This window comes from Spongiibacter sp. (assembly GCF_041602295.1).
Lineage (GTDB): Bacteria > Pseudomonadota > Gammaproteobacteria > Pseudomonadales > Spongiibacteraceae > Spongiibacter.
This window is the reverse complement of the sequence record NZ_JBFIGO010000086.1, coordinates 1-11,954: the sequence shown is the minus strand read 5'-3', so window position 1 is coordinate 11,954 and position 11,954 is coordinate 1. Positions and strand designations below refer to the sequence as shown.

The 11,954-nt window shown below is 58.2% G+C and carries 13 protein-coding genes; 4 read left to right on the top strand and 9 right to left on the bottom strand.

Going from position 1 to position 11,954, the window contains the following annotated elements; genetic code table 11:
• Positions 1–66: 66 nt before the first annotated feature.
• The 5 genes from ABYM29_RS12410 to ABYM29_RS12390 all read right to left on the bottom strand — a co-directional run bounded on the left by ABYM29_RS12410 (position 67) and on the right by ABYM29_RS12390 (position 3,865).
• Entirely contained in the window at positions 67–324 is a 258-nt protein-coding gene (locus ABYM29_RS12410) for a YtfJ family protein (protein ID WP_372865086.1), read from the bottom strand.
• Positions 325–678: 354 nt separating this feature from the next.
• Positions 679–1,146: a hypothetical protein gene (locus tag ABYM29_RS12405; protein WP_372865085.1), complete on the bottom strand. Its 468-nt coding sequence runs from the start codon at positions 1,144–1,146 to the stop codon at positions 679–681.
• Positions 1,147–1,369: 223 nt separating this feature from the next.
• Complete coding sequence (locus ABYM29_RS12400; RefSeq protein ID WP_372865084.1) at positions 1,370–2,524, bottom strand: hypothetical protein; 1,155 nt, start codon at positions 2,522–2,524, stop codon at positions 1,370–1,372.
• Positions 2,525–2,579: 55 nt separating this feature from the next.
• The gene (locus ABYM29_RS12395) at positions 2,580–3,176 is read right to left on the bottom strand and encodes a class I SAM-dependent methyltransferase (RefSeq protein ID WP_372865083.1); all 597 of its coding nucleotides are present in this window, start codon (positions 3,174–3,176) and stop codon (positions 2,580–2,582) included.
• 26 nt (positions 3,177–3,202) lie between these two features.
• A complete protein-coding gene (locus tag ABYM29_RS12390; RefSeq protein WP_372865082.1) occupies positions 3,203–3,865 on the bottom strand; it encodes a TetR family transcriptional regulator in 663 nt (220 codons plus the stop codon).
• Between the two features lie 159 nt (positions 3,866–4,024).
• Between ABYM29_RS12390 and ABYM29_RS12385 the strand changes: the two genes are divergently transcribed.
• Positions 4,025–5,122 carry a hypothetical protein gene (locus tag ABYM29_RS12385; protein ID WP_372865081.1) on the top strand — a complete coding sequence of 366 codons (1,098 nt, stop codon included), beginning with the start codon at positions 4,025–4,027 and terminating at the stop codon, positions 5,120–5,122.
• On the opposite strand, the gene ABYM29_RS12380 is transcribed toward ABYM29_RS12385, so the two are convergent.
• The 4 genes from ABYM29_RS12380 to ABYM29_RS12365 form a co-directional block, all read right to left on the bottom strand.
• A complete protein-coding gene (locus tag ABYM29_RS12380) occupies positions 5,119–6,201 on the bottom strand; it encodes an endonuclease/exonuclease/phosphatase family protein (protein WP_372865080.1) in 1,083 nt (360 codons plus the stop codon). The two genes, ABYM29_RS12385 and ABYM29_RS12380, sit on opposite strands and share 4 nt — an antisense overlap.
• Before the next feature lie 33 nt (positions 6,202–6,234).
• Positions 6,235–6,603, bottom strand: coding sequence for a nuclear transport factor 2 family protein (locus ABYM29_RS12375; protein WP_372865079.1), 369 nt, complete (start codon positions 6,601–6,603; stop codon positions 6,235–6,237).
• An 83-nt stretch (positions 6,604–6,686) separates the two neighbouring features.
• Positions 6,687–8,072 carry an ATP-dependent RNA helicase DbpA gene (dbpA, locus tag ABYM29_RS12370; RefSeq protein ID WP_372865078.1) on the bottom strand — a complete coding sequence of 462 codons (1,386 nt, stop codon included), beginning with the start codon at positions 8,070–8,072 and terminating at the stop codon, positions 6,687–6,689.
• Positions 8,073–8,237: 165 nt separating this feature from the next.
• A complete protein-coding gene (locus ABYM29_RS12365; protein WP_168448358.1) occupies positions 8,238–8,444 on the bottom strand; it encodes a cold-shock protein in 207 nt (68 codons plus the stop codon).
• A gap of 373 nt (positions 8,445–8,817) precedes the next feature.
• Here ABYM29_RS12365 and doeB2 point away from each other — a divergent pair, with 373 nt between their 5' ends.
• The 3 genes from doeB2 to ABYM29_RS12350 all read left to right on the top strand — a co-directional run.
• Positions 8,818–9,984, top strand: coding sequence for a N(2)-acetyl-L-2,4-diaminobutanoate deacetylase DoeB2 (gene doeB2 / locus ABYM29_RS12360; protein ID WP_372865077.1), 1,167 nt, complete (start codon positions 8,818–8,820; stop codon positions 9,982–9,984).
• Between the two features lie 50 nt (positions 9,985–10,034).
• On the top strand, positions 10,035–11,306 hold the full coding sequence (locus ABYM29_RS12355; RefSeq protein ID WP_372865076.1) for an aspartate aminotransferase family protein: 1,272 nt from the start codon (positions 10,035–10,037) through the stop codon (positions 11,304–11,306).
• On the top strand, positions 11,303–11,954 hold a 652-nt coding region (locus ABYM29_RS12350; RefSeq protein WP_372865075.1), incomplete at its 3' end, for a M24 family metallopeptidase. The genes ABYM29_RS12355 and ABYM29_RS12350, both read left to right, overlap by 4 nt.

Below are 11,954 nucleotides of genomic sequence, written 5' to 3'. Positions count from 1 at the left end.
TTTCGCCGCGGCGCGCCGATCAATGTGGTAAGTGCCTAAACGAAAACCCTCACCCACACCAGCGCGCTAATGCGCCGCACCTAAGCGACCTATCGTCTCGAGCAAACGGGTAATTTCTTGGTGCGTCAGCGCGCCGCGCCGGTAGTAGTGAACACGGCTTTCACTGTCGAGCAAGATCAGCGCCGCCGCTTTTTCCGGCAAGCCCCAGCGCCTTCTCGCCTGCGCCTGCTCATCGACCACAAAGGTCGCCTGTGGGTAGTGCCGCTTGCGCTCGACAACTTCATTTATTACCAGTGACGTCGTCCCCCATAGCGAATCGTCCAGATTTACAAATAATGGCGGGACGGACCCTCATTTTTCCGTAGCGCCGCCCCAAAATCCTTCATCGTCAAACCAACGCTATTGGTTTTTCCGGCGCTACCAAAAGATGGACGTAATTGGTCATCAAACAATAAGCGTGAATGGCGCAACCAGCCTTCTTAGATTGCTCTGCCAGATGCGTCAGATAAAACTAATAATCGTCATCGGCATAGAAACAGGCTTGGCGATTATTACCGCGCTGAATCACATGGACGGGAACTTCCGGAAGAACTAGCCGTGGGCACCTTGGCATACTGCAATCCTTTGCAGTGAAAAATCTCAGTCTATCTTTTTAATGGGGGTCTGCCCCCATTGTTGTTATTCTAAAGTCTCATTACATTGCGCAATTTCGAGCTCTTGAATAACTCTATAAGCACCCAAACTATCTAATTGGCTCCATTCGATTGCACCATACTCCCCAAGCTCTGGAATGATTCGAAATCGAACGTTATTCTCAATAAAACCTTCCACATACTTCTCTTTTTGTTTGGTAGATAACATTCTCCTGGATTCGAAAATATCATTTCTCAACTCAGGCCCATACTCTACAGTTCTGACAATAGATTGGACTGAAGCATAATCTTTGAGCAAATAATTAACGAACCCATCTTCACCGACAGAGTGGTCTATGCTTGCACTTTCCAACATCTCTATAACAGTTTTTTGTTTTTCCTTATCTGCCAAAAGGAATGCTTCGCCCCTACAGCCAGCTAATGAGCCATGATCTCTACACCCGGCTAGTGCCAACACAAAAAAACTGACCACCGCCAATCGCTGAAAGGTCATTGCTAACACCCCCCAAACAAAACACTACATTTTCGCATTTGCCGTTCGACCCTAAAAATAATAGGGGACAGACCCTCATTAATCGAACTCTCCCCTTGTCGTTCCGCCATCACACCACCAACAGCAGCTACTTTCCCTTGCAAAAGCGCCGACTGAGAGGTTTGATCCAGAAGATCCAGACAATGATCCACGCCAGCGAGTATCAATGAGAATCTGCCTTGTCTTACTTTGTCAGCTCGAAGTAGGCCGTGTGGTCGGCCTCATAAAACAGCCGGTCGTTGGGGCGCGGAATCGCAGACAGCAGACCGGAGCCACGGCGGGTGCGGGCGGCGGTATATTTAAAACCGGGGCCAGAGGTTTTTTCATCGCACCACAGACAGGCATTTAACTTGCCGGTTTGCTCATTTGCCAAGGGGCAGCCATTGGCCTGCAAGGTAGCGCGCAGCTGCGGATCGTCGCTCTCCACATCGGCCGGGCAGGCGCTGAATTCGCCCTTGATCATGGTGTTGTACACCCCCCGCAGCAACGGCGACAGCAGGGCGTCGCGGCCGTAGCTGCGCATGCAGTCGCCCGCGCACTCCCGACCGGTATGAATGCCGTTATATGCCCAACTTTCCGCGCACATTGCCGTGAAGCCCACGGCCTCGACAATACACTGCTTAACCTCATCCAGCTTGCTGATTTGGCCACGACCTTGTTTAGTGCAGGCGCGAATCGGCGTGGTTTGATCGGGAATACCGATGTAGACCGCCAAGTCTTTCAGCGTAGAACAGCTGCCGCAGTGATACTGGTGAGTGATGGTCCAACCTGCGGCGTCTGCGGCGGCAGCTGAGGGAAAGGTTTGCAGGCGATACTGCTCGCCGTCGACGAATTTGACCGCACAGACCTCGGCCGCAGCCGCCTTGCCATGGCTGACGTCGCTAAACCACTGGCTGACGATCGCCTGCTGAAAATACTCGGACTGGCCGTCAACCAGACGATAGCCCTCGGTGCTATCGGCATAGCCTTCCGGGTTTAGCACTCGCTCGCCGCCGCGCTGTACTGATCGCGGCGCGGGCAGGGGAATCGCACCACCTTGGTAGCGGGGGTAGTAGGGGTTGGCCGTCATAAAACCGGCACCGCGGTTCTCGCTGCCGTCGAGCTGCAGCTGCTCAACAACCTCGGCCTGATTAAGGGCCTCGCTGCGGTACAATTTAAGCACCAGCTGACGGGTCTGCGCGGTATTTAGCGACACCCCGCTGCGCGGGTTTTGGTAGTGGATATCGGCGTTGCGCATATCGTAGCGGCCCACCATGGTACTGGGCTCTGGTTCGCCCTGGGCAACCAGCGCCCACGCGACCCCCAACACCCCCCACACACCCATTACCACCGCCTTCATCGCCCTTTTCCCCTACCCAAAAGACCGATTAAACCAGAACAGGCAACGGTCGCCCCTAGTCCTTTTGGCGCTTGTGGGCGATAACATAGACATGACGCGGCGCTTCGCGCTCAAGGTGCAACACCGTCATGCCCTCATCTTGCAATACCGCCAGGTTGCGCGCGACACCAATAGAGCTGTAATGAAATGCACGGCCGTGCCAGTAGTCGCAGTGGGAGCCCTCGTCGTCACCAAAGCTGTATAGCAGCACCGCACCGTCTTCGAGTAGTCCGCACAGCTTGCGCAACACGGGTTCCTGCTCTTCCAGCGGCAGATGAAACAAACTGTCCCAGGCTAGCACTAGCGCAAAACGCCGCTGACTCTGCCACTGACAAATGTCCGCACAGCAAAAACGCAAACCGGGATGGTCCTGCTTGGCCAATTGCAACATCCCGGCCGAGACATCGATCCCCTCGGGCATAAAGCCGGCGGCCTGAAGGGCGTCAATCATTCGCCCGCCCACGCCGCAACCGACATCAAGGGCGCTGCCAACGCGCCGACAACAGCGCATCGCCCGACGCAAGGCCGCCACACCATAATCAGAGCGCATCATTTCGCGCTGATAAACAGGGGCAATAATGTCGTAGTTTTCGCCCAGCTCCATTGGCGTCATAAGTCTTCCCTAATTGCGGCGCTACGTCAGGCACTGCTCATGCGCGCCCGTAAATAGGATCGCAGCATAAAATAAAGCTCGTCGCGAAAATCTGCACTGTGTAGCAATTCTGGCCGGTCGACCGCCGCCTGACAGATACCGGCCGCGCTGTGCACACAGTGAAACGCCACCAGCTCGGCCGCAGCCACCGACATCGCCGGACAACGCTGACGCACAAGACCGGCCAGCCAGTGAGCGGCCTCATCGATAAGCGTTTTTTCGCGACCGCCAAATTTGCGCCGCCCGACATCGAGCTTGGGTCGCTGGTCGCGATAAAAACAAGCATGCAAGGACAGAAAACGGATCTGACGATTAATTAGCGGCTCCACCACTAACTCAAGAGCCTCGAAAACATCGCGCCCACCCCGCGCCTCAAAGGCCTCATACAGGCCGACGACTTCGTGAATTTCGCGCTCAATTTGCGCCTCGAAAATTTCGCTAATGACTGCCTCTTTATTCGGAAACCAACGGTACAGCGACGCAATATTGACCCCCGCAACCTCCGCAATATGGTTGGTGGTCACCGCCTCACTGCCCTCCTCCAACATAATTTTATGACAGGCATCGACAATGGCCCGCACGGTCTCTCTCGAGCGCGACTGACTGGGCTGACGGCTGGCCGCCGGCGATTTGAGAACGGACTTTTTCATTGCGACAAAAACCAAGCAAGAGCACAACAAAACAATTTTTGTTGTTTTTAATCAATAGGTTAAAAGCACTGTGCTGCGCTTAAAATGCAAGTTGTCGCAGCCGAGCAAGCTCGCTACATTAAAGACCGCTCCCACTCATGATAGCAATAGGATCACGCCATGCTCAGCTCAATGGACGACTACCCCCTGCATCAGATCGCCGATGTCGTGCGCCACACCGGTACCAGCGACCGCAATTTCTACGACCGCTACTATTTTAATTTGCACAATGCCGGTGAAGAGTTGTTCGTGGTATTCGGCCTGGGCCAGTACCCCAACCTCGGCGTGCAGGACGCCTTTTTGCTGGTACGACATCGCAGCAAACACCACGTTATTCGCGCCTCGCGCCCGCTGGGCGACCGCGCCGACATTTCTGTGGGCCCACTGCGCATCGAGGTGCTGGAAGGCCTGCAAAAACTGCGCATTGTTTGCGACGACCAAGAGCACGGCATTCAACTAGACGCCACCTGGCAGGGTGCCCACTACCCTTTTTTAGAGCCGCGCCACTATATCCGCAAAGAAGGCCGGGTACTGTTCGATACCATGCGCTTTGCCCAGCTCGGCCGCTGGCAGGGCAGTCTCTCTGTCGACGGCAAGCAGTTTGATATTTGCCCGGAAGAATTTCTCGGCAGCCGCGACCGCTCCTGGGGCGTGCGCCCGGTAGGCGAAGCCGAGCCGCAGGGCATTCACGCCGGCACGCCGTCGATGGAAGGCATGTGGAATTATTTCCCGGCGCTGTTTGACGACTTTGCGATTCACTACATCGTCAATGAAAACAACGACGGTAGTCGCACCATTGAAGAAGCGATCCGCATATGGAAAGACAGCAGCCGCGAGCCGGAATGGCTGGGCCGCCCCGAGCACGATCACCGCTTCAATGTCGCCCAGCCCTTTATTACCGATATTGCCGAAGGGCTTGTGCACTTCCCCGACGCCCCCGGCGGCGCCCTGACCCTGCGCGGCCAGCCCATGCTGCAGACCTATTTAACCGTGGGCACCGGCTACGGCATGGAGCCCGACTGGCGCCACGGCATGTACCAGGGGCCTGAAACGGTAGTGCAGCGCGAAACCCTCGATTACGGCAGCGATCAACAGCGTATGATGGGACTGGTTGAAACCCCCGCGCGCTTTACCCTGAGCGGCCCCGATGGCGAGCAACACGGTGCCGGCATGATGGAGTTTGCCTTCTTCAGCAACGTCGACCGCTACACCGGCTAGCTGCCGGGCTTGGGCACGTCGTCGACACTGACATCCTGCTGGGCAATCAAGGCGTCCACTTGACGGTCGGTGTCGGCGTCGGCTTGCAGCCCCTGTTCGTCATTTACACGCTCGGCGACCAAGGCCAGCTCGCTAAACAGTGCAAAGTGGTCCGAGCCAAAACCGGGTAAACGGCGCAGCTGACATACCGCGAAATGGCTGCTGTGAAACACATGATCGAGTGGCCAGCGAAAAAACGGATAATCGGCGTGATAGGTGTTGTACATGCCGCGGCCTACGCGCGGGTCTAACAAACCGCTTTTCTTGCGAAACAGGCGTGTGGTTCGCGACCAGGCCACGTCATTCAAATCCCCGGTGACGATGACCGGCTCGCGACAGCCCTCCAGTTTTTTGGCCACGACCATCAGCTCGGCATCGCGCTCGGCGGACTCCTCGTTCTCGGTAGGGCTGGGCGGTGCGGGGTGCAAGAAGTGCATGCGCAGCCGCGTGCCCCCCGGCATCTGCAACAGCGCGTGCATCGACGGCACCGCGTCCTCTACCAAAAATTCTATCTGTGGATCAATCAGCGGCCAGCGCGAATAGACATGCATGCCGTAGAGGTTGTCCTGCGGGCATTTCATGCTGTGCGGATAGTCAGGACTGAGCCTGTCCAGCTGCTGCTGCCACCAATCATCGCTTTCCAGCGTCACCAACACATCGGGACGGTAGCGCTCAACCAGCGCCAACAGCGCCTCGGCATTGCGGTTAGGCGTTAGCACATTGGCGGTCATTAAGCGCAGTCGTGGCAGCCTGGGACCACCGCGGGCATCGGGTACTTCTTTGGGGAAAAAAACGGAATAGGGAATAATCCACCACAGCTGGTAGACCAGGCAGGCGGCGGTCACACCAATCATCGCCTGCACCACGTCACGACTGGTATCGAGCAGCACGCCGTGACTCAGCAATAACAGCGCCGCCAACACCGCAATCTGCAAACGCGGGAAATCAAAACCGCGCACCCACCAATGCTGCTGCGGCAGGGCCGGCAGCAGACAGGCCAGTACGCAGAGCAGCGTCAATACAGCCATTACAGTGGTCATCCACGCCCTCTTCTGCTGCTGCGAGAAACTCGCCTATAGAACCGTGATCTCGGCCCGGTAAATCTTGCCGTCGCGCAATTGGTAGCTCGCCATTAGCGACAAGCTCATGCTCTCGCCGGCCGCCAGTGACTGCCCCATAAAGTCAGCGACCGGGCATTTGGCGGTAAACTGATTGCGGATACGCACCTGCACCCGCCCATCACTAACGCTAATGTGCTCAGCGGTCATCTGATCGCGAAACTGACGAATAAGCTGACGGTAGGTGTCAAGCACCGCCTCGGCGCCGCGCAACACCCCCTGACTGGAACGCAATTCAAGCTCGTCGTGATAGAAGGCCCGCAACGCTTCGGGGTCTTCACGATTATAGGTGTGATAGTAGGCCTCGAAAAATGCCCTGCTCATCGCCTTGCCTCAACTGTTCACCTGTGGCCGCTAATGCCGCCGCTGACAAAAACATAGCATACCGAGGCAGCGCGGTGCGACGATCAGCGAATTTTACGCGCCCGCACACTGCGACCTTTCAGCTTGCCCGCACTGAGGGTGCGCAGGGCCTGATCCGCCGCCCGGCGCCGCACGGCAACATAGGCGAAATTATCGAAGATATGGATTTTGCCCACCTCGCTGCCGTCAATGCCGTCTTCGCGCGTCAGCGCGCCGAGAATATCACCGGGGCGAATTTTCTGTTTTTTACCAGAGTCCAGCTGCAGGCATGACATCGGCGGCTGGTAGCTAGGCGCATTCAGCACCACCTTGTTGGGCAGCTCGGCGGCGACAATATCAATGCCGCCATAGTCCTTTAAACGCTCAATTTTTTGCATTTCGCGATCGCCAAACAGGCTGCAGGCCATGCCCTTAGCGCCGGCGCGGCCGGTGCGACCAATGCGATGGGTATGCACCTCGGCGTCGCGGGCAATATGGTAGTTAATCACCATATCCAACTCTGCAATGTCCAAGCCGCGAGCGGCGACATCGGTCGCCACCAGCACCGACACGCTTTTATTGGCAAAGCACACCAGCGCCTGATCGCGGGCACGCTGATCCAACTCGCCGTGCAGGGCAATCACATTGAGCTGGTATTCGCGCAGCGCCGAGGCCAGCTCCTCGGTATCGCGCCGGGTATTGCAGAACACCACGGTGGAGTCAGGGCGGTGTTCCAGCAGCAGGCGGGCCACCGCCTCGGGGCGCTCGGCATTGTCCTTGACGCGAAAAAAGTGCTGGGAGATCGTGCTCTTGCTGTGCTGCTCTTTCAGTTGCAGCACTTCTGGCTGCTGCATCACCCGCTTGGCAATGGCGCGAATTTCGTCTGGATAGGTGGCGCTGAACAGCAGCGTCTGGCGCGCTTTGGGCATTTTTTCGACAATCGCGTCCAGCGTGGCCTGAAAACCCATTTCCAGCATGCGATCGGCCTCATCCAGCACCAGCATGGTCAGCGCGTCGAGCTTTAGGTAGCCCTTGCGCAAATGCTCTTCCACCCGCCCCGGCGTGCCGACGATGATATGGGCACCGTGCTCCAGCGAGCCGATTTGCGGGCCGAAGGGCATGCCGCCACAAAGAGTCAGTATCTTTACATTGTGCACACCGCGGGCCAGCTTGCGCAGCTCTCGCGCCACCTGGTCAGCCAGCTCACGGGTGGGGCACAGTACCAGTGACTGCACCCTAAACTGTTTTACATTGAGTTTTTCCAGCAGTCCAAGGCCAAAGGCCACGGTTTTACCGGAGCCGGTTTTCGCCTGGGCGATCAAATCCACCCCCGCCAAAATACGCGGCAGTGCCTGCGCCTGCACCGGGGTCATTTGCCGGTAACCCAGCGAGGAGAGGTTGTCGCACAGGCCGCTCTTCAGCGACAGGCTTGTAAAATCGTGTTGGCTCAAGGGCTTACCTATATGGAGAGGTCGTATCGTAAATCGTCGGGCTTACTGTGCCAGCCTGGCAGGGGTTTCAAGCCCAAAAGCAAAAGGGCAGAACCTTGCGGTTCTGCCCTTTCTCGTCATCCGGCCGAAGCCGGGTAATGCCGATCCGCTTAGCGGATCAGGCAATTACAGTACGACGATGTTGTCAGCCTGTGGGCCTTTTTGGCCTTGGCTTACAGAGAATTCTACACGCTGGCCTTCAACCAGAGTTTTGAAGCCGCTGCCAGAAATAGCGCTGAAGTGAGCGAACACGTCGGGGCCATTTTCTTGCTCGATGAAACCGAAGCCTTTAGTTTCGTTGAACCATTTTACTGTGCCAGTAACTGTAGACATATTTCTATCCTGAATTTTCAAAAATAACTTAGTTGCCTCTCAAGAGGCGGTTGTGCTGGAAGTGTTTCTATTACTTATGAAATCAGGCCGAGAACTAAAGGTAGAACATCGAAATGGTGTGCATAAATATTAGGAGCTACTTTCTAGCTGCGGACAACTATATAGGTAAAGTGAATAGAGGTATAGCCCTTTTTCACTCGCCGGGCAGGACATAGTGGTAATTGCGCACACTTTCAGCCGCCACATCCTCGCAACCGAGCCATCCGACGACAATTGGCGCAGACGCCATACAGCGGCTAGTATGGAAGTCGCCGCGCAGAATTAGGCGACTGCGAAGAGGGCCGCCCGCCCTTTTCCAAGTAGCAGGAGGACTATGCCGACACAATGGCAAGACATCATGACCAGCGCCACCGCGCTACGTCGTGAACTGCACCAACACCCCGAACTCGGCTGGCAGGAAGTCCGCACAGCTGAACGTATTCGTACAACCCTGTCATCCCTAAACATTCCCTGGCGCGCCTGCGCCGGCACCGGCACCCTTGCCTGGCTCAACCGCAACAGCAGCGGCAGACATCTTGCCCTGCGCGGCGACATCGACGCCCTGCCCATTCAGGAAAAAACGGCCAGCGACTGGGCCTCGCGCAACGACGGCTGCATGCATGCCTGCGGCCACGACGGCCACACCGCCACCTTGCTGGCCAGCGCCCAGTGGCTAAAACTGCACGAAGCCCAACTGCCCGGCCCGCTCACCCTGATTTTCCAGCCCGCCGAGGAAGGCGGCCACGGCGCCCGGGAAATGATTCGCGACGGCGCACTGGACGGCGTCGATGAAATCTACGGCTGGCACAACTGGCCGGCGATCCCCTTCGGCAAGTTAGTCTGCCCCGACGACATAGTGATGTGTGGCAACGGCATCTTTACGATCACGGTTAACGGCGAAGGCGGCCACGCCAGTCAGCCCGAGCTGTGCCGCGACCCGGTGCTGGCCGCCAGCGCCATCACCCTGGCACTGCAACAAATCATCAGCCGCCGGCTGCCGCCACAGCGCGCAGCCGTGCTCAGCGTCACCAGCATCGAGGCCCCCAGTGCGGCAACGGTCATTCCCGCCCAGGCGCGACTGGGCGGCAGCATTCGCATCCCCGATGAAGAGAGCCGTAAACATCTCAACCAGCTCATTATCGAAATCGCCAGCCAGACGGCGCAAAGCTATGGGGTGAGCTGCGAGGTCGATATCGAGCCCCGCTACCAGGCCACCATCAATCACCCACAGCCAGCCCAACGCCTGCGTAAACTGTGGCAACAACTGCACGGTGAGCAGGCGCTAGCCAAGGACATTGCGGTGCCGATTATGGCCTCCGAGGACTTTAGTTATTACCTGAGAGAAATCCCCGGCGCTTTCGCACTGATCGGCGCCGACGATGGCCGCAACCACAGCAAGCCCTGTCACAGCGCCCACTACGACTTCAATGACCGCCTGATCCCGATGGTGAGTCGTCTCTATGCCGGTTTAGCCGGCCTCACGACCGACAGCAGCAACTAGTCAGCCCGCGCGGTGACGCGCAGCCTGACGCTCTGCAAGCAGGAGGAAGTATGAGTATTTTTGAGCAACGCGAATCCAATATCCGCGGCTACTGCCGCACCTATCCGGTGGTTTTCGACAGCGCCAGCAACGCCCGCCAAATCGACGAGGACGGCAAGCAGTACATCGACTTCTTTGCCGGCGCTGGCGTGCTCAACTTTGGCCACAACAATCCAAAAATGAAGCAGGCGATGATCGACTACCTGCAGCGCGACGGCGTGACCCACAGCCTGGACATGCACACCACTGCCAAACGCGAATTTATGCAGGCCTTTGTCGACACCGTACTGGCGCCGCGCAAGATGCCCCACAAATTGCAATTTATCGGCCCGACCGGCACCAACGCCGTCGAGGCCGCGCTCAAACTGGCGCGCCGCGCCACCGGCCGCCGCGAGATCGTCGCCTTCAGCAAGGGCTTTCACGGCATGACCCTGGGAGCACTGGCCTGCACCGCCAACCAATATTTTCGCGGCGCCGCCGGCGTGCCCCTCAATCACGTCAGCCATCAGCCCTACGGCTGCGACGAGCCCTGCGCGGGCTGCACACTGGGCTGCGGCCTGGACAGCTTGGCGGCGCTGCGCGCCAACTACCTCGACGGCAGCAGCGGCCGCACCCCACCGGCGGCCTTTTTGGTGGAGGTGATTCAGGCCGAAGGCGGCGTCAATGTCGCCGACCACGCCTGGCTGCAAGCCCTGCAAGCCCTCGCCAAAGAAGTCGGCGCCCTGCTGATCGTCGACGACATCCAGGTCGGCTGCGGCCGCACCGGCAGTTACTTCAGCTTCGACGACATGGGGCTGGACCCCGACATCATCTGCCTGGCCAAGGGGCTGGGGGGCATGGGCACGCCAATTGCCATGAATCTGATCAAGCCGGAATTCGACAAACTGTGGTCGCCCGGCGAGCACACCGGCACCTTCCGCGGCCAAAACCTGTCCTTTGTCGCCGGCCGCGAGGCACTGCGCTACTTCGAAGACGAACACTTTATGAATCAGGTGCGCGCCAAGGCCAAAGAAATGCGCACCGCCTTGTCGGGCTTGATCACCCACTGCCAAGGCATTCAGCTGCGCGGCCGGGGCATGATCCTCGGCTTGGATGTCGGCAGCGGCGAGCGTGCCAAAGCCATTGTTGACCAGTGCTTTCGCGCCGGCCTGCTGGTTTCGGCCTGCGGCAGTGGCGGACGAGTGGTCAAACTGATCCCGCCGTTGACCATCGACAACGACGACCTGCAACAGGGCCTCAATATTCTCAGCGAAGTAACCAGCAATGTTTGGGAGGCAGCATGATTCAACGCGACGATATGACCTTCCCGTTCAGCGAATACCAGCGCCGCCTCAGCGAACTGCGCGAGCGCATGGCCGGGCGGCGCCTCGACGCCGTGGTGATTTCTGACCCGGAAAACATCATGTACCTGAGCGACTACCAGACCACTGGTTACTCTTTCTTTCAGGCCCTGGTGATCCCCTTGGACAGCGAGCCGTTTATGATCACCCGGCAGATGGAGGAGTCCAACGTCCACGCCCGCACCTGGATCGAGCTTACCCGCCCCTACCCCGACACCGGCGATGCCATTCAGATGCTGGTCGACGCCCTGCGCGAATTCGGCATGGCCGACAAGCGCATCGGCTACGAGCGCAACAGCTATTTCTTTCCCGCCTACCAGCAGGACCGCATCCACACCACCCTGACCGGGGCAAAATTGCTGGACTGCTTTGGCATTGTTGAAGAGGGGCGGATCTGCAAGTCCGCGGTGGAAATTTCGGTGATGCATCGCGCCGCCATTGCCACCGAGGCCGGCATGAAAGCCGGTATTGACGCCTGCCAGGCCGGGGCCACCGAGAATGACATCGGCGCGGCCATTAGCGCCGCGATGTTCCGCGCTGGCGGCGAACCGCCGGCGGTCATGCCCTATGTCACCTCCGGACCGCGCAGCA